Source organism: Vibrio sp. 1401 (assembly GCF_033340295.1).
In genome coordinates, this window is record NZ_JAWOWF010000788.1 from 1 (window position 1) to 531 (window position 531).

Annotated in this window: 1 protein-coding gene; it reads left to right on the forward strand. The window is 51.4% G+C overall.

What is annotated here, in order from left to right; genetic code table 11:
* On the forward strand, positions 1–489 hold a 489-nt coding region (locus tag R7Z77_RS28175), incomplete at its 5' end, for an ATP-binding protein (protein ID WP_318137413.1).
* Positions 490–531 lie beyond the last annotated feature (42 nt).

Sequence of the window (531 nt, forward strand, 5' to 3'; positions counted from 1 at the left end):
AATCCAAGCCCAACTGGCTATTACGAAGGGAATCAAGCTCGTACTAACCCTCAAGCTATTTTGCGTTACTTAGGTCGTTTATCGGGGCCGCTTCTCGACCGTTTTGATATGTCGTTAGAAATTCCATCCTTACCGAAAGGCACGTTGGCGGAAGGTGGTGATCGAGGTGAACCCACGGAACTCGTCAAAGAGCGCGTCAGTCTTGCTCGCGAGAGCATGCTCAATCGAAACGGCAAAGTAAACGCACTGCTCGGCAGCCGTGAGATTGAGGCATTTTGCCCGTTGCAAAAAAGCGATGCGGAATTTCTCGAAACTGCACTACATCGGCTGGGGTTATCGATTCGTGCCTATCATCGCATCATTAAAGTGGCCCGCACGATAGCGGATTTAGAAGGTGCTGAGCAGATTGAGCGTTCTCATTTGGCGGAAGCGCTCGGGTATCGCGCGATGGACCGATTGCTGAAACAACTCACGGCTCAAGCCGTGTAGTGGTCATTTGAGAGGAGTTCGCGGCGAGTATTCACATGTTCG